The sequence below is a fragment of the Gracilibacillus saliphilus genome, assembly GCF_010994085.1.
In the GTDB taxonomy this organism is placed as follows: domain Bacteria; phylum Bacillota; class Bacilli; order Bacillales; family Amphibacillaceae; genus Gracilibacillus; species Gracilibacillus lacisalsi.
This window is the reverse complement of the sequence record NZ_WJEB01000004.1, coordinates 40462-58519: the sequence shown is the minus strand read 5'-3', so window position 1 is coordinate 58519 and position 18058 is coordinate 40462. Positions and strand designations below refer to the sequence as shown.

The following is an 18058-nucleotide window of genomic DNA, read 5'->3' as shown; positions in this document are numbered from 1 at the left end:
AAGGTGTTTGTATGATTATTGATTTTCACAGCCATGTAAAGATTTCAAAAAAATCTAATTTTATGCCGGATTATTTCCGCGAAATGATAGTCGAGGCGAAACAGAATGGATTAACAGCTTTAGTGTTAACGGAGCATTTTAATACGATTCGATTCTTTGATATCTATTCCTTTTTAGATGAACATTATAGCTATGTAGATGGTTATTATGATCTGGATGGATTGAAGTTGTTCCCAGGAATAGAAGTGGATGTTCAAGAAGTGGGACATATCTTGTTAATTGGTGATCGAAAGGAAGTTTGTGCTGTACGTGAGCAATTATCAGAGTATATCGAAGAGGATCATTTTATTCCGTTTGATTTGTTGATGGATCTTGCGGACGAGTATTCCCTGGTAAAAATTGGTGCACATCCTTATCGTGATAGTACGCCATTAGCGCAAAACGTTTCGAGGGAACAGTTGAAAAGCTTAGATGCACTTGATTTAAATGGCAAGGATTTATATGCCAAAGGAGTAGAGACTTGCCGCCAAGAATTGCTTGAATTAGCGGAAGAAATTGATTTACCTGTTGTTGGCGGAAGTGATACTCATCAATTTTTGCAATATGGTAGTATCGTAAATGTATTTGAGCAAGATTGCCGCAATAGCGAAGAATTAAAACAAGCTATTGCCCAGCAAAATTACCAAGTAAGAATTTCCGACCAATTACAATTAAAAGTGAAATCTGCTACATTAGTGAAAAAATATATGAAAAAGTATTTGCAGGAAGTAGACACAGTTTCGCTTTAAAGTTCAAGGATATCACCAAGGTGGTATCCTTTTTTCTAATATAGAAAGATGAAAACAACCGTATTACTTCATTCTAGCGTTGTAAAGCAGATCTTAGCGAAGGCCGCCCATTTCCACTCCTGGGGGAATCGTTTGGCCTGAAGATCCACTTTTTCGAGCGGTTTTGGCTCGAAAAAGTTAGCTGAAGGGCAAACCCCATGGAAAGGGAAGGGGGCAGCCGGAGCGGTGGTCAAGCTGTTCAAATATTTTATCATTACTACTAAAGTAATAAAGGACCGGCGGGGTTTGTCGGTTTTTCTCATCAGATAAGAAAGTATAAATTTTACGCAGATGTCTAGCTCCGAGCGCCCAGAAACTAGGTGACTTCACGAATTGCCCTACGATAAGTCATCATCGGTTCGTAGACTCACCGTGATTCCTTTATCTCAGTTAATTCGTTCCAGTCGCTACGTTTCTAAGCGGCCGTTCTGCGCTTTTCTTATACAATCTCCATTCAGCAACAAATCGATCGAAAGATATTATCAATCCACCTTTATGAGTATGATATAATAGACTAAGAAATGGAGGGATTGGATGAGTACCAATGATTCGCAAAAACTTTTACATTTATTACATATGCACCATTCATCTTTCTTAAAAAGTCAGGTAGCACATGCAATTGGAATGGAAATGTATATCCGATCCAAGCAAGTAAATTCAAAGGAAGATCTGGCTTCCTTTTGCCATAGTTACGTCGGTAATTATTTATTATATAACGATGCAATTATTATTAAAGAATTATTTTCAAAACTGAAGAAAAATGATTGGAATCAGGTTCTGTATTTAGCCGAAATATATAATGCCAGAAAGAATGTATTGGAGTTAAAGAAGACTAGCCGTCAAGCAGGAAGCCGTTTCCTTGATCGGCTATTGACGATTGAAGCGACACCTATCCTCTCCAAATGGTCGGAAGAAATAAAGGATAGAGATTTACTCAATCATTATGTTATTGTATATAGTCTTTATGCATTTGAAAAAGGGTTTGACTTGTTTGCAACGATCCAAACCTATTTATATTTTTCTTTAACAAACCTTATCCAACATGCGGTAAGAGCGATTCCACTAGCACCAAAAGACGCGGAACAAGTCACATTAGATGCATTAACCAAAGTGGATCAAACAACTGAATTGGCTATGACACTACATTTTAAAGATATCCAGAATAGTGCGATCGGATTAGAAATATCCGCTATGCAACATAAATATCTTTTATCAAAATTATTTATATCTTAATGGAGGTAAAGATGGAATCGAATAAGCAGTTACAAGCACGGTTTCAGAAAGTTAATCTTCTAGACTATAAAAATGATCAACCATTAAAAATTGCAAAAGCAGATCAGAGCCATCGTGTATTTACGACCTATAATATCGATGGATTGAATCAAACAACAGATCCCATTTCGATTGATTTTACTGTAAAAAAAGCGTCTAATATAAAACTATTAGAGATGGAAACAGATAAACATGCTCAAGAAGATCATTCCCTTCAATTCACCTGTAACATCGAAGAAGAAGCGTTATTATTTTTTAAAAAGCGAGAAATAATCCCAGCTAATCAAAGTAACATTAGCCAGCATATAAAAGTGAATGTCACAGGGGATGGGGAATTTGTCTGGTCAGAGATCGTTCATTTAAATCAAGTATCCGATTATCATTACTATTCGTTAATGGAGATTTGGACGGAAGATCAGTGTCTAGCTTATGATCCAGTCCAATTTACCGGAAAGGAAGAGATGTTGGCACATCATGGCATGACAGAGTCATTTCCATATGTTGCTTCGATATGGTATATTTCACCGGATCCGCCTTTTGATGAATGGGATGTCCAGCAGCGCTTATCACAAGCGAAGCACCATCGAGCAGGGATGACCGATATCGATGGTAAAGGAATTCTTATTCGCTGGCTTTCGACGGATATAACATTATTGAAACAAGAGGTCGACGATGTGCTTGCCTTTTTTGATGAAAAAATCACAGATATACGTAAGTGGAGAGTTTGAAAAAAGTTAGGAGATTATCTTCTAGCTTTTTTCTAAGGGGGATAAAGATGGGACAATTTCCTAAGGCTGTGGCTTATTATTATAAACGTTGGCACGAGTTTGAGATGGACTTGCATCATCATCCTGCAATTGAGATTATGTATGTTATGGATGGCAAATGTCAGATTGAAATTGATGACCGGATTGTCCATATGCGTAAGGGTCAATATATTTATATTCAGAGTAATGTGAAGCATCGTTTAATCATTGATAAAGATCACCCTTGCCGGATGTTAAATATTGAATTTATCCTTCATAGCAATAAAACCATTCCTTATATGTCCATTGAAATGCTTTTTCAAACACAACCGTCCATACGGTCATTATTTGATCAGAACGAACGGTATTTTCTATTAAAAGATGATGATGCGGTATATTTTACATTACGACACCTCGTTCTAGAATTAGATCATCAGTCTGCAAACAATCAACTGTTGATCGATAACTTAATGGTCCAATTATTACTGTGGATTGACCGTAACCGACGTGAGTATCATGAACAAACAGGTAATCAGCATATTAAAAAAGCATTGACCTATATTCATGAACAGTATGATACAGAAATAAAGGTAGAAAGGCTTGCGTCTATCACGCATCTTCATCCTAGCTATTTACATAAAATCTTCCGTCTTTCACAAGGAATGACGATTAATCAATATATTACTAAAGTACGGCTGGAGAAAGCGAAAATGCTGCTAGTCAATACTGAAATTCCTGTTACAGAAATCTCCAATTATGTTGGGGTGAACACGAGTCAATACTTTAGCAATTTGTTTAAAAAGGAAACAGGTTTATCACCGTCAGCCTATCGGGAACATTCTCGTGAAATATAAAAGGTTAGAATTTTACACATATAGTGATCAAGAAACGATAATATTTAAATCGCTTACACTCCTTTCGTGATAAGATACCTTTAAAGACGAGAAGGAGGTCGAGACATGTCATTTAAAATTGCTTTTATCGGTGCAGGTAGTATTGGATTTACGCGTGGTTTACTTCGTGACATTTTGTCAGTACCAGAGTTTCAAAGAATAGAGGTAGCTTTTACCGATATCAATCAGAAAAACTTAGATATGGTAACACAGTTGTGTCAACGGGATATCGATGAAAATGGACTAGCTATTACGATTGAAGCTACGACAGACAGAAGAACTGCTTTAAAAGATGCAAAATATATTTTTAATGTGGTCAGAATAGGTGGATTAGAAGCATTTAAACATGATGTGGAGATTCCGTTAAAATACGGTGTTGACCAGTGTGTAGGGGATACACTAAGTGCAGGCGGAATTATGTATGGGCAACGTGGAATATCAGAAATGTTAGAAATTTGTAAAGATATTCGTGAAGTTGCGGATCCAGGTGTGTTGTTGTTAAATTATGCGAACCCAATGGCCATGTTAACATGGGCCTGCAACAAATATGGAGGAGTTAATACAATCGGTCTTTGCCACGGTGTTCAAAATGGCCATAAACAGATCGCCGAAGTATTAGGAAAGAAAAAAGATGAGGTAGATATCATTTGCGCTGGAATCAATCACCAGACATGGTATATAGAAGTGAAAACAAATGGAGTCGACCGGACTGGTGAGTTATTAGAAGCATTTGAAAGTCATCCTGAATATAGGGATACCGAAAAAGTACGGATTGATATGCTTCGTCGTTTCGGTTATTTTAGTACCGAGTCTAACGGTCATTTGAGTGAGTATGTACCGTGGTATCGCAAGCGTCCGGAAGAAATTAACGAGTGGATTGATTTAAGTAGTTGGATAAACGGAGAAACAGGCGGGTATCTACGCGTTTGTACAGAGGGACGTAATTGGTTTGAGACAGATTTTCCAAATTGGTTAAAGGAACCAGCCTTTGAATACAAAGAGGAAAATCGCGGTGAAGAACATGGTTCCTATATTTTAGAAGGATTGGAAACCGGTCGTATATACCGTGGTCACTTTAACAGGGTTAACAATGGAATTATTTCGAATTTACCAGATGATGCGATCATTGAAGCACCGGGTTACGTGGATCGCAATGGAATTAATATGCCGTATGTAGGGGATTTACCACTGGGACCTGCTGCCGTTTGTAATGTCAGCATTTCCGTTCAGCGCTTAGCAGTGGAAGCAGCTGTCCATGGAGATGATTATTTGTTGCGCCAAGCAATGATGATGGACCCGCTAGTCGGTGCTGTGTGTAACCCGAAAGAAATCTGGCAAATGACTGATGAAATGTTAGTTGCCGAAAAAGAATGGTTACCACAGTATAAAGAAGCGATAGCTTTGGCCGAAAAAAGACTAGCTGAAGAAGAACAAATTCCAACGAAAGATTATCAGGGAGCGGCTCGAGTAAAAGTAAAGTCAGTGGCAGAAATGGCCAAAGATAGAGAAGCAGCTGTAAAAAATGCCGGAGAAGCAGACAAAGGGAATTTTTGATTTAAAGCCACTTGGTAGTTTTACTGGTTAAAAGTATTTCAGAAGCTATAATGAAGAGAGGTGAAGGACAGAAAAAAGTAAAAACGCTAAAAAGTGTCCATCATTAAGGAGATGAAGGACAGAAAAAAGTAAAAACGCCAAAAAGTGTCCATCATCAAGGAGATGAAGGACAGAAAAAAGCAAAAACGCTAAAAAGTGTCCATCATCAAGGAGATGAAGGACAGAAAAAAGCAAAAACGCCAAAAAGTGTCCATCAATCATCAAGGAGATGAAGGATAGTAAAAAGCAAAAACATCCAAAAGTGTCCATCATAGGTAATGTTAACAAAATATATAACAAGATTAACAATCATGGGGAGTAGAAAATATGAGAATAATTCCTTTAGGCATTTGGGGAGGTTATCCGAAAGCGAATGGTGCTACCTCTTCTTTTTTAATCGAGGAAGATGGGTTTTATCTTTTGTTAGATTGTGGTAGTGGTGTGCTTGCGTCGTTGCAAAATTACATATCTATTCAACAATTAGATGCGGTGATTATCACCCATTACCATCATGACCATATGGCGGATGTCGGAGCACTTCATTACGCAAAATTAATCCAAAACCAATTAACAGATAATCCTAAAACATTATCCATCTATGCACATGATAGGGATGACCAGTTTCATTCATTGACTTATAAAGAACATACACAAGCATATAATGTAACACAAACGTCACAAATAGGTCCTTTTACGTTAGAGACAACAGAGACGAATCATCCGGTATATTGTTTAGCAATACGCCTAGAGGCAAAAGGAAAAAGTGTCGTCTTCACGGCTGATACTGGTTGGAAAGAGTCACTGATTTCATTTTCTCAAAATACTGATATATTGGTTTCAGAGGCTAATCTCTATCAGGAATATGAAGGGAAAATCCCAGGTCATATGAGTGGTCGGCAGGCGGGGATTTTGGCAGAAAAAGCAGTTGCTAAACAGCTAATACTAACTCATTTACCTCATTTCGGCAATATCCAATATATATTGGAAGAGGCGAAACAAACATATACTAATCAAGCAACAATAGCGGTTGTCGGTCAATCGATTGTCATTTAAAAAAGGTATACCTCTTTCCTCAGGTATACCTTTTCAACTATTCGATTATTTCGGATATCATGGATTTTGTCGATTGTCTAAATTTAATTTCATAAGGAACAATGATACGTTTAGCAGGTTCATCTTTATTTTTTGCTTTTTCAATTAAGCATCTTGCTGACTGTACACCTAACTGATGAATTTGAATATCAACAGTTGTTAATGGCGGTGTCGTAATCTCTGATAGATAAAGGTTGTTAAATGATGTTAAAGAAATATCTTCAGGGCAACTGAGGCCGATTTCTTCTAATGTATTAATAACCCCTAAAGACATTAAGTCATCGGCTACTACCAAACCTGTTGGCGGTTCATCCAGTGCAAATAGTTGTTCAACTGCATCACGACCTCCGGATTTCAGAAATTCCGCGTGAACTTTATATTCATTTGGTAATGGTAATCCGGCTTCTTTTATGGCAGACTTATAGCCATTTAGACGATCAAGTGTCACTGTAAGTTCAGTGGAACCACCGATAAATGCGATATGCTGATGTCCTATGTCTATTAAATGATTGGTTAAATCTTTGCTCGCTCTAAAATTATTATTATCGACATACGTAATTTCACTTTCTTGTTCAGAAGGTTTCCCTACAATGACAAAAGGAAAATTTTCCCCCGTTAAAAATTGTTGTACAGGATCAGCAATTCGCGAATAAAGTAAGATAATACCATCAACCCTGTTACCGTTTACCATTCGTTGTACTTCTTCATATACGTCTTGGTCATTACCACCCGTTGATACGTATAAAGAATATTCTGCTTCATGTGCAAAAGAGCCAATTCCACGTAAAACCTCAGGAAAGAATGGATTTTGCAGTGCTTTATCAGCTGATGATGGCATGATAACACCAATTGCTTGTGAAGATCGTACCGCAAGATTACGTGCGTTTATGTTTGGATGATATCCCAGATCTTTCATCGCTTTTCTTACACGCTTTTTGGTATCTAAACTGATTCTAGGGTTGTCTGCTATAACTCTAGAAACCGTAGAGGGTGCTACTCCTGCTTTTTTTGCTACGTCTTTTATTGTAACTGCCATAATTTTTCACCCTTTAGATTTGTAAAAATGCATTAATGCCTGAGAATTCTGTAGTTCTATTATATGTGATCAGGTATTATTATCAAAGTATATTTCACTGTAAAACGAAATTTATCCTTTCGTTCCGCCTGCTGTTAGGCCAGAAATTAAGTAGCGTTGCAAGAATAGATAAACCGTTGCAACTGGAACTGCTATTAAAATAGAACCTGCAGCAAATCTAGTGAAGTTATTTGCAAAGCGATCATTAATAAAATTAAATAATCCAACTGCTAGAGTATAGTTATCCTGACTTGATAGTACGATTGATGGTAATAGGAAATCAAAAAGTGGCATCATAAAATTAAATAATGCAACTACTGCTAAAATAGGTTTTGCTAGTGGAAGCATTACACTCCAAAATACTCTTAAATGCCCAGCCCCATCTATTCTCGCCGCTTCGTCAAGTTCACGTGGAATAGTGTCAAAATAGCCTTTAACTAACCATGCATTAAATGGTATTTGCCCACCTAGATAAACCAATATTAACCCAGTTAAGGTATCAAGCATGCCGATCATATTAAGGAAAATATATAATGCTACCATTGCCATCATAACTGGAAACATTTGTAGTAACAGGAAGATATACAGTGCATTCTTTTTTCCAACAAATTGGTAACGTGAGAATGCATATGCTACCAATGAGGTAATGATCACACTGCCTGCAGCTACTGAGATCGATACAATCAATGAATTTTTATACCATAATAAATAATCACTTTCGTCGCTAAACAGCCATTTATAATGTTCCAACGAAAAATTTTCTGGAATAAGTGAAGATGAATATAAGCTGGTACCCTGATTAAGAGACATTCCCACCGTCCACACTAATGGATAAAAGATAATAATGGAAGTGATAAGAATGACTAGGTACATAAGCGTTACTTCGATTTTTGATTTTTGCTTTTGATTCATTACAATTCACCTTCTTCCTTGAATGATTTCGTCTGCCTAAATTGATAAAAGGCAAAACCAGAAATGATAAGTCCCATAATTAGAGAGATAACTGCTGCCATTGCATAGTTGTTTGTTTCAAATGTTAACTTGTATACCCATGATATTAATATGTCAGTGCCTCCAGCATTTTGATTTCTTACCGGAGGTCCACCTTCATTAAACAAGTAAATAATGTTAAAGTTATTAAAATTTTGCGCATACTGCATGATTAGTAACGGTGCAGTGGCAAACATTACATGTGGAAAAGTAATAAATCGAAATTTTTGAAAACGGGATCCGCCATCTACGTCTGCTGCTTCATACCAGTCTTTTGAGATACTTTGTAAGACACCTGTAAACAATGCAAATATAAATGGGAACCCTAACCATGTTTGAATTAATATAATCGCTGTCCGCGCGTAGAATGGTTCACTCAACCACGGAATCCCTTCTCCACCGAGGAGTGGAATAATAATATCACGGTTTATCGCACCAAAGTCATCATTAAACATAGCTGAGAAAATTAAAATCGTAACAAATGCTGGAACTGCCCAAGGTAAAATTAAAATGGTACGAATTAATTTCTTGAATCGAATTCTTGGATCATTAACGATCAATGCTAAGAATAAACCTAAAGCTATTTGCAGCGTCGTAGCAACCACTGTCCATACAATGGTCCAAGCTAAAACACTAATGAAAGTATCCTGCCAGATTGGGACAGTAATAAGTTCTTTAAAGTTTTCAAACCCAACCCAATCGACAAGATTCCTTGGTGGTGAGTTGTATAAATTATAATTTGTAAATGCCAGTAAGACTGAAAAGATAAGTGGGAATATGACGACAAAAATCATTAGCAATAACCCAGGAACAGTCATTAAATATGGAAAAGCAGTATCATAAAAATCGATAATGGTATCTTTAAGCCTTTTTGGCTTCCACCCATCTTTTATTTTTTTGGCCTGGTTACGTGCATCCATCACATTCCCTACATATAATGCGATTAAAATAACTGTTGCAATTAATGCTAAGACACCAAAGACCAATAATCGAATCGAGTGATCCGTACCAGGAATAGTACCTAACGTACGTAATCCCCATAATCCGAAATTAATGGTATCGAATAACGTTACTAAAAAAGCGAGCTCTAATAGAATAAAAATAGTACCTTTTAACAATCTGCGATTATAAAGCTGACCTAACCCTGCAAAAATTATGGATAATACGGTAGCAACGTTAGGGTTATGGTTTTTAAAGTTGTTATTGGAATTGTGATTCAATTTGATTACCTCCCCAATAGGACAGAAAAAATGAGAGGGAAGAAATTATTTTCTCCCCCGTGAATGTTTTATTGAGCACCACTAGCATCAATATTGGTTTTTATTTGTTCTACCGCTTCTGGAAGTACAGAAGAAGGATCTTCCCCTTCAGCTAAGAACTGTAATGCGTTATTCATTGGTTCCCAAACTTGAGACATTTGTGGAGTACTAGGCATCGGTACTCCATTTTCAATTTGCTGACTGAATGAACTGAAAATTGGATCCTCGATAGATTCAAGTGCACTTGTATTAGTCGGCAGTTCTCCAGCAACGTCAAAGTAATGCTTTTGATTTTCTTCATTTGTCATAAATAATGCAAGATCTGTAGCCCATTCTGTATTGTCAGAATAGTATGATACCATCCAGGCTTTAACCCCAACTAATGATTGAGCTCCTTGCCCATCCATTTCAGGGAATGGCGCAAATCCAAGACTATCACCTAAAGCTTCTGTATAACTAGGGATACTCCATGGCCCGTTAATTACAGCACCAACTTTTCCTTCTGTAAATAATCCGTCTATAACATCAGTTGTGGTGGAAGGAGGAATCTTTCCATCTCCGAAGAATGATTGATAGAGTTCGCCCCCTTCGATAGCACCTTCATTTGCAAGTCCGATATCACTTGTATCATATTCACCGATATCTCCGCCAAAAATGTATCCACCAAAACTCTTAAAGAATGGATAAGAGAAATATAAATCGTTCGGTTTCATTAAAAATCCAAATTTATCCTGGGAAGCGTCTGTGTTTTCCTCTAATGCAGTAAGTAAGTCATCAATTGTTTGTGGCTCATCCATTATATCTTTGTTATAAAAAATGCCATATGTTTCAATTACTGCAGGAACGCCATACATATCGTTGGAACCTTCAAAATCGTACTGAACGGATGCTAGAGAAGCATCACTGTAGTCAGCTAACAGTTCATCAGAAATATCAAGTGGTTGCGCTAAACCTTGTGCAACAATATCACCAGTTCGATCGTGTGGCTGAAAGAATAAATCCGGTCCACGTCCTTCTGGTCCTGCCAATGATAATTCATCTAATTGATCTAGCATTGATTTAGGAACTACATTAATTGTAATGTCATTTTGTTCTTCGTAATCTGCTGCTATTTTCTCGATAGCTTCTAATTGTTCTTCTTCATCATTGGCCCAAACTGTTAATTCTTCCGGTTTATCTGCTTCAGCAGAATCATTTGATTCTTTAGCAGTATCTTCTGAGGTACTTTCTTGATTGCTATCTGTATTTGTTTCTTCCTCTCTGTCTGGAGCACATGCTGTGATGATAACGATTGCAAATAACAGTGTAATTAAAGCTAAAAATAATTTTATGTTTCTCATATATTTCTCCCCTTTTCAATAATTTGCGCAATCGATTGCGCTTAATTGGCTTTAATTATACATAGGATTTTTTATATAAGCAAGCGTTTTCCAGAAAAACTTTCAAATATTTTTTTCTACATTATATGTACTTTTTGAAAAGGAAAAATATATTGACAGATCATTTCGGTTATTGTAATAATAAAGTTAACAACAGTGATAGACACCATTATACAAATGGAGGGCACTGCTTTTGTATTTTTTACAAACAACCCCGGCTTTTAGTAAAAGTCGGGGTTGTTTGTTTTTGAGGAAGGAGGATAGATTAAAATTGTGAAATTAGTGGACTTATGAGGAAAACGATTGCGCTTTTGTGGATTGTCTCTTTTTCGTCCTCAATTATCAAATATACTTTCAGAGTTGTCCTATCTATTCCAAAAGGGGGATATTACATGTTTATTGAAGCTATAAACCATAGAGCAACTAATCCATACATCTATGCGAGAGATAAAGAAACAATAGAGATTATGCTAGAAACGAAAAAAGGAGATGTAGAAGCTGTCGAATTAATATTTGCGGACCCGTATGATTTTAAGGGTGATCAATGGCAATATAAAACAAAACAAATGATTAAGACAGGTTCTACTCAATTAACAGATTATTGGAAGGTATCTGTTCAACCTGAATACAGAAGATTACGCTACGGATTTCAATGTATGGACAAAGATAATACGAAAATTATCGTGACAGAAAGGGAGTTTTATAAAACGATTCCCTCTGACATCGGTAATTACTTCTGTATGCCTTATTTACATGAAAATGATATATTTCAAGCACCAGATTGGGTGAAGGATACGGTCTGGTATCAGATTTTTCCTGAACGGTTTGCTAATGGAGACTCTTCCTTAAATCCAGAAGGCACAATACCTTGGGGGAGCGAGGAGCCTAGCGCGACTAATTTTTTCGGAGGTGACTTTCAAGGTGTCATAGATCATCTGGATTATTTATCCGATTTAGGTATTACTGGTATTTACTTTACACCAATTTTTAAAGCGTATTCGAACCATAAATACGATACGATTGACTATTTTGAAATAGACCCACAATTCGGGGATAAAGAGACTTTTCGAAGGTTAGTGAATGAATGCCACAATCGAGGCATAAAGGTAATGCTAGATGCAGTTTTCAATCATAGTGGATATTATTTTGAACCATTTCAAGATGTGTTGGAAAAACAAGAAGATTCACGATACAAAGACTGGTTTCATATATGGGAGTTCCCTGTAAAAGCAGAAGGCTATCCCAATTATGATGCGTTTGGATTTGTAGCATCCATGCCCAAATTAAATACTGCCAATCCTGAAGTGAAAAAATATCTGCTAGATGTGGCGCGATATTGGATTGAAGAATTTGACATTGATGGATGGCGTTTAGATGTTGCCAATGAAGTAGATCATACGTTTTGGCGTGATTTTCGTAAAGTAGTAAAAGAAGTGAAGCCAGATGCATATATATTGGGCGAGATCTGGCATGATGCAATGCCTTGGCTACAAGGGGACCAGTTTGATGCCGTGATGAACTATCCATTCACTAATGGTGCGGTAGCATATTTTACTACCCAACAAATGGATAGTCAAACATTTGCTGATAGTATCACAAATGTATTGCATATGTACCCACAAAATGTTAATGAAGCAGCCTTTAATTTGTTGGACAGTCATGATACGGCTCGAATTTTAACAATGGCTGAAGGTAATAAAGATCTGGTCAAACTGCTTTACGTATTTCAAATGTCCTTTCTAGGCTCACCTTGTATTTATTATGGAGACGAAATTGGCATAACGGGTGATGATGATCCTGGATGTCGCAAATGCATGGAATGGGATGAGTCCAAGCAAGATCATGAATTATTTCGCTTTGTTCGAAGATTAATAAAGATGAGGAAGGAAGTACCTGGATTTGGAAACTGTGCGAATTTCAGGTTTCTTGAGATAGATGGAAATACAGTTGTCTATCAAAAACAAGCAAGCGAGGGAGAGCTTATTTTTGTATTAAATAACAGTAACCAAGCGAAAAGTATTGAAGTCGAGGCACTTTCAAACAGAAAGGCAATAGAATTATTCTCCAATCAAGAGGTATTACAAGAAGAAACAAAAGTGAAAATCGAAGCATTCGGATATAAATGCTTTCAATTGCATAATTAGATGCTTTTTCGTTTTTATCCAGCTAGGTTTATACACTTAAGAAAAAAACTGAGCCATTCTCCTCTATAGGCTATTATGAAATAATATTAACTGCTTGACCACCACTCCGGCTGCCCACGTCCCTTTCCGTGGGGTTTGGCCTTCAGCTAACTTTTTCGAGCAAAATCGGCTCGAAAAAGTGGATCTTCAGGTCAAACAATTCCCACAGGAGTGGAAGTGGGCGGCCTACGCTATTATCAGGCTCTACAACGCTAGCATGAAGTAACACAGCTGCTTTTATACTCACGGATAGCGGTCATATTGTAAAAAAGATCAACCTATTACTTATGACAAAAATTGTTGCACCTTCTTATAGCGAAGTAATTAGTCGGAGCGTTGTAAATATACATCAAACATGTCAAAATAACTACTTCACTTAACGTAGTCATTGCACTGATTATATCTTTTCTTAACTTACAAAGAAAAAAGCTTGCTTTCACCGAAAGCAAGCCTCTTAATTATTGTTTCGCTTCATATCCTGCAGCGAAAATAGCGACAAAAAATGTAACGCAAACACCGATAATTAATGCGATTCCCATGAGTCTCCTCCTTTTTCACTGAAAAAATCGACCGCTTATGTACATTATTCTTTCTCTATTATAGCGAAGTCTATACTTTTTGTGAAGAGCTGATATGAATTTACATTCGGCCCTTCACCGCTGTTTCTCTAACCCATTTCATATAATTGGATTGCCTTCTTTACATGGTTATTTGCTTTCGTTAGATATTGAGCTGCTTCCTTTTTGTTACAGCCTGTTTTGGCAATCATTAGGGAAAGTTTTACATCATTGTTTGTCTCGTCCATTAATGTTTGAGCTTCCTTTTCCGAGATACTTGTCAATTGCATTAGCATCGACTCTGCGCGCTTCATTAATTTTTTATTAATAAGCTGCATATCGATCATCTCATTCTGATACACCTTACCAAGCTTGACCATGGTTGCGGTTGATATCATATTAATCGCTATTTTCTGGGCCGTTCCAGCTTTTAGTCTCGTTGAGCCGCGGATTACTTCGGGACCTACTATCAATTCGATCCCGACATCACTTAGTTTAGTTGACAATGTCTGCTGATTACAGCTTATCGAAATCGATGCAGCCTGTTTTTCTTTCGCGTAAGTTAGTGCAGCTACGGAATAGGGAGTGGAGCCACTTGCGCTAATAGCAATCAGTACATCGTTTTCGTTAAAATCGTATTGCTGTAGATCATAGACAATATCAGAAGCGTTGTCTTCATGCTGCTCAAGTGGTTCCCACATGGCATTCTTTCCGCCGGCAACAAACGCAATCCAACGGTCAGGATCTATCGAAAAGGTTGGACCAAGCTCGACAGCGTCTAATACCCCAATACGTCCGCTCGTTCCAGCACCAAGAACAAAGACACGAGCTCCATGTTGCCATTTGTCTACAATTAGTTCAACTGCTTCTGCAATAGCTGTTAACGATTTTTGAATTCCTTCTTGAATATGGCGTTCTTCTTCCAACATTAGTGAGACGATATCGATAGCTTCCATTTCATCGATAGCAAGCGAATTTTGATTTATCGCTTCTGTAACTGTGTTAACCATTATACGACGCTCCTTATTAACGTTCTAGATCAAGCATAAATTTGTATCGATCTGCACGGTAAGAGGATTTTACAACTTCAAATGTTGTGCCATTTTCTAGTTGTGTCGTTCTTTTCATAAAAAGGACTGGTGAATGTTCGGGTATTTCTAAGTATTCAATTTCTTCTTCATTAGCAATAGTAGCTTCAAATATTTGGCTTGCTTTTCCTATTTTTAATCCTAAGTCATTCTCAATATATTGATAAAGTGAATTTTGCACAATATCATCTGTCAAACCTTTAATTAAATTTGCTGAAATATAAGTGCGCTCCAAAGCCATGGGAATGTTCTCAGCTAATCGTATCCGTTTAATCTCATAAATTGGTGCGTGTTCAGGTATATGAAGCTGCTCAGCTAAACTCTGATTGGCTGGAATGATTTCGAAATTAATTAATTTGTTACCCGGTTCCATACCGCGTGCTTTCATGTCTTCTGTAAAGCTTGTAAGTCCATTTAAGTTTTGTTCTAACTTTTGCTCAGTTATGAATGTTCCTTTCCCTTTTATCCGGTGTAAATAGCGTTCATTAACTAAATTGGTAATTGCTTGTCGCACTGTCATTCTACTGATGTTCAGCTGTTCAGCGTATTCACGCTCGGATGGTAATGCATCACCTGGCTTGTATTCACCATTTTCTATTTTAGATTTAATTTGCTCTTCTAATTGATGATAAATAGGAATTGGCGATTGCTTATCTATCATTGTACTTTCTCCTTTCTGTTATAGATCTAATTACTAAAATATATAGTGGATTTAGTTAGCGTCGTTTTTGGCGTTCTGCTTGCAATATCATTAAATTTTACATGGTAATTTAGTAAATATCCGTATTCATTATAGCATCTTCATCTGCAATGATGGTAACATTTTCATGATTGTTCAGGATAGATGCTGGGAACTGTTCGTCAATTTTACCATGCAAGAGTTTGTTTAGTGCTTGATTTTTTTCTTTCCCGGATACTAGCAGTAATATTTCTTTGCTTTCCATGATCGAGCCAATTCCCATTGTAATCGCTTGTTTCGGAACTTCCTCCACTGTACCAAAAAAGCGAGCATTAGCTTGTATCGTTGAACGGGTTAAGGACACTATATGAGTGTGCTGATCAAATGGTGTTCCCGGTTCATTAAAACCAATATGACCGTTTTTACCTAAACCCAAGAGTTGTAAATCAATCCCATTGTATTGTTGGATCTTTTGCTCGTATGTTTCGCATTCTGCTGCAAGATCTTCTGTTAATCCATTGGGAATGAAAGTTTGATCTCTAGGAATGTTCACCTTGCTGAATAAATGCTGATGCATATAGTAATGGTAACTATTAGGGTCATCTTTAGGAAGTCCGATATACTCATCTAAATTAAATGTGACAACGTGCTGATAGGAGGTTTGATTCTCCAGGTAATCTTCGGCTAAATAGGCATAGGTTTGAATAGGAGTTCCGCCAGTAGCTAATCCCAATGTGATATGTGAACTTGATTTTATTCTATCCAAGATAATATTTGCTGCAATTTTACTCATTTCTTGATGATTGGTTGTGCGAATTACTTTCATCTTTTGTTACATCCTTTCGTAAGCAATTTCTCCGCGGCAAAGTGTAAGAATGATATCATTGTTATCATCTAATAAAACGATATCGGCATCTTTTTTCTCAGCAATGGTACCTTTTCTGTTTATCATACCCAATTCTTTAGCGGCATTTGCGGAAGTCATGGCGATTGCTTCCTCGAAAGTACAACCACTAAACTGAATAATATTTTTCAGTGCATCACCCAATTTCAAAGTGCTACCTGCCAATGTGCCATCCTCTAGTCTTGCTTTTTGTTCTACGACATTGACCTTTTGGCCACCTAAGTCATAATGACCATCGTGCAAGCACTTTGCTCTCATTGCATCTGTGATTAACAGTAGTCTGTCTTTTCCTTTGAGTTTAAAAGCTGTCTGAATTGCTTCAGGTGTGGAATGAACACCATCAGCAATCATCTCTACCATAAGTTCATTTTGTAGCCATGCAGCACCTACTACACCTGGTTCCCGGTGATGAAAACCACGCATCTGATTATATAAATGTGTAATATGAGACAAACCATGTTTGATTGCTGTCTTAATTTCGCCAGCGGTAGCATCGGTATGTCCTGCTGATGCAATGATGCCTTGACTTTTTAAATGTTGAACAAATTCCATTCCACCATTTACTTCCGGTGCAAGTGTGACAAGCTTGATTTGTTGATGCGCTAATTGATGCCATTTTTGAAACAGTGAAATATCTGGTTCCTTAATATGTGCTTCAGACTGTGCACCTTTTCGCTTCATATTGATGAACGGTCCTTCTAAGTGAATTCCGATAATTTCAGCTTCTCCCGGCTCTTGCTGATCCATATAGGAGACGACATTTTTAATCGCATGTTCGATGTCATCGTTACTTTGGGTCATTGTGGTCGCTAAAAAAGAAGTCGTTCCTTCTTTCGGTAATGTATTAGCCATTGTTCGCAAGGCTTGCTTCGTGCCATCCATCACATCAGCTCCGTTTGCGCCATGTATATGAACGTCGATTAATCCAGGAATCGCCTTTGCATTTTTATCTGAAAAATCAAGGACTCGGTACTCCTCTTCTGCTGTTATTTGGTCTAATGTACCAATTTCTTCGATGATATGATCCTTGATTTTAATGAATCCGTTATGAAGTTTCTGGTTTTCTGCATATATTTCCATATTTTTAATTAAAATCTTTTGTCTATCCAATTATGATCACACCTTTAGAGAATGAGTTGTTAATCATAGAATACCAGTTTAAAGTATGGTTGTCTATACCTAATAAAAATATATGGTATATTTCTTGTGAAAAGTGTGTGAATATTTGTTACAAAAAGGTTGCGAATGGTATATACAAGGTGTGGTGCCATTTATTTAGTTGCTAAAAGTCCGACTTCAAGTAACACAAGGGGTAACAGACGATATACACTGATCATAGTCTCGCTTTATCGAAAATAACGTAGAGAAGGTAGTTTGTTAGAAAATAGTTTAAAATATCCTATTATTATAGATTGGTTTATTAATCTTTCTAACCGGATTATTTAAATAGTGGTGGAATATGGCAGAATTATAGAAAAAGTATTGACATTTTCAAACCATCAAGCTATATTAGGTATAGAC

At 37.0% G+C, this 18058-nt stretch carries 15 protein-coding genes; 7 read left to right on the top strand and 8 right to left on the bottom strand.

Annotated features, from left to right (window positions below; genetic code table 11):
- Positions 1–11: 11 nt before the first annotated feature.
- The 6 genes from GHT08_RS06685 (at position 12) to GHT08_RS06660 (ending at position 6384) form a co-directional block, all read left to right on the top strand.
- A complete protein-coding gene (locus GHT08_RS06685; protein ID WP_163580665.1) occupies positions 12–788 on the top strand; it encodes a PHP-associated domain-containing protein in 777 nt (258 codons plus the stop codon).
- A gap of 573 nt (positions 789–1361) precedes the next feature.
- The gene (locus GHT08_RS06680; protein ID WP_163580664.1) at positions 1362–2060 is read left to right on the top strand and encodes an urease accessory protein UreF; all 699 of its coding nucleotides are present in this window, start codon (positions 1362–1364) and stop codon (positions 2058–2060) included.
- 11 nt (positions 2061–2071) lie between these two features.
- Complete coding sequence (locus GHT08_RS06675) at positions 2072–2827, top strand: urease accessory protein UreD (protein WP_163580663.1); 756 nt, start codon at positions 2072–2074, stop codon at positions 2825–2827.
- A 47-nt stretch (positions 2828–2874) separates the two neighbouring features.
- The gene (locus GHT08_RS06670; protein ID WP_163580662.1) at positions 2875–3699 is read left to right on the top strand and encodes a helix-turn-helix transcriptional regulator; all 825 of its coding nucleotides are present in this window, start codon (positions 2875–2877) and stop codon (positions 3697–3699) included.
- Between the two features lie 105 nt (positions 3700–3804).
- Positions 3805–5292, top strand: coding sequence for an alpha-glucosidase/alpha-galactosidase (gene melA / locus GHT08_RS06665; RefSeq protein ID WP_163580661.1), 1488 nt, complete (start codon positions 3805–3807; stop codon positions 5290–5292).
- 366 nt (positions 5293–5658) lie between these two features.
- Entirely contained in the window at positions 5659–6384 is a 726-nt protein-coding gene (locus tag GHT08_RS06660; RefSeq protein ID WP_163580660.1) for an MBL fold metallo-hydrolase, read from the top strand.
- 37 nt (positions 6385–6421) lie between these two features.
- On the opposite strand, the gene GHT08_RS06655 is transcribed toward GHT08_RS06660, so the two are convergent.
- The 4 genes from GHT08_RS06655 to GHT08_RS06640 all read right to left on the bottom strand — a co-directional run bounded on the left by GHT08_RS06655 (position 6422) and on the right by GHT08_RS06640 (position 11087).
- Positions 6422–7459, bottom strand: a complete 1038-nt coding sequence (locus tag GHT08_RS06655) for a LacI family DNA-binding transcriptional regulator (protein ID WP_163580659.1) — start codon at positions 7457–7459, stop codon at positions 6422–6424.
- Between the two features lie 111 nt (positions 7460–7570).
- Entirely contained in the window at positions 7571–8410 is an 840-nt protein-coding gene (locus GHT08_RS06650) for a sugar ABC transporter permease (RefSeq protein ID WP_018933906.1), read from the bottom strand.
- Entirely contained in the window at positions 8410–9708 is a 1299-nt protein-coding gene (locus GHT08_RS06645; protein ID WP_163580658.1) for a carbohydrate ABC transporter permease, read from the bottom strand. The genes GHT08_RS06650 and GHT08_RS06645 overlap by 1 nt, the downstream gene beginning before the upstream one ends.
- A 68-nt stretch (positions 9709–9776) precedes the next feature.
- A complete protein-coding gene (locus GHT08_RS06640) occupies positions 9777–11087 on the bottom strand; it encodes a sugar ABC transporter substrate-binding protein (protein WP_163580657.1) in 1311 nt (436 codons plus the stop codon).
- A 431-nt stretch (positions 11088–11518) separates the two neighbouring features.
- On the opposite strand from GHT08_RS06640, the gene GHT08_RS06635 reads away from it, so the two are divergent.
- Positions 11519–13270, top strand: coding sequence for a glycoside hydrolase family 13 protein (locus GHT08_RS06635; RefSeq protein WP_163580656.1), 1752 nt, complete (start codon positions 11519–11521; stop codon positions 13268–13270).
- A 706-nt stretch (positions 13271–13976) separates the two neighbouring features.
- Here GHT08_RS06635 and murQ read toward each other — a convergent pair.
- From murQ to nagA, 4 genes are all read right to left on the bottom strand, one after another.
- Positions 13977–14876 (bottom strand): N-acetylmuramic acid 6-phosphate etherase, encoded by a 900-nt coding sequence (murQ, locus tag GHT08_RS06630; protein ID WP_163580655.1) that lies wholly within the window; start codon positions 14874–14876, stop codon positions 13977–13979.
- Positions 14877–14892: 16 nt separating this feature from the next.
- The gene (locus GHT08_RS06625; RefSeq protein ID WP_163580654.1) at positions 14893–15615 is read right to left on the bottom strand and encodes a GntR family transcriptional regulator; all 723 of its coding nucleotides are present in this window, start codon (positions 15613–15615) and stop codon (positions 14893–14895) included.
- Between the two features lie 109 nt (positions 15616–15724).
- On the bottom strand, positions 15725–16459 hold the full coding sequence (gene nagB / locus GHT08_RS06620; RefSeq protein WP_163580653.1) for a glucosamine-6-phosphate deaminase: 735 nt from the start codon (positions 16457–16459) through the stop codon (positions 15725–15727).
- Between the two features lie 6 nt (positions 16460–16465).
- Positions 16466–17647, bottom strand: a complete 1182-nt coding sequence (gene nagA / locus GHT08_RS06615; RefSeq protein ID WP_163580652.1) for an N-acetylglucosamine-6-phosphate deacetylase — start codon at positions 17645–17647, stop codon at positions 16466–16468.
- Positions 17648–18058 lie beyond the last annotated feature (411 nt).